This is a genomic window from Pseudoalteromonas sp. SIMBA_162, from assembly GCF_046535955.1.
Lineage (GTDB): Bacteria > Pseudomonadota > Gammaproteobacteria > Enterobacterales > Alteromonadaceae > Pseudoalteromonas > Pseudoalteromonas marina.
Window position 1 is genome coordinate 1 of sequence record NZ_JAWJBQ010000965.1, and the last position, 245, is coordinate 245.

Sequence of the window (245 nt, forward strand, 5' to 3'; positions counted from 1 at the left end):
GTCGAGGCTGATCAGCGGCTCGTCGAGCAGCAGCAGCTTCGGGCTGCCGAGCAGGCACTGCGCGAGCAGCAGCCGCTGCCGCTCGCCGCCGGACAGTTCCGACAGCGGCCGGCGCGCGAGCGCCGCGCCGCCGACGAGCTCGAGCACGCGCTCGACGTCGCGCCGCGTCGCCGCGTTCGGGTGCGGCAGCCCCCAGCGATGGCCGTCGGCGGCCATCGCGACGAAGTCATAGCCGCGCATCCGGC

General features: G+C 75.9%; 1 protein-coding gene. It reads right to left on the minus strand.

Annotated features, from left to right (window positions below; translation table 11 throughout):
- Window positions 1–245, minus strand: a 245-nt coding sequence (locus R0J88_RS22575) for an ATP-binding cassette domain-containing protein (RefSeq protein WP_410901258.1), incomplete at both ends; no start/stop codon positions are given.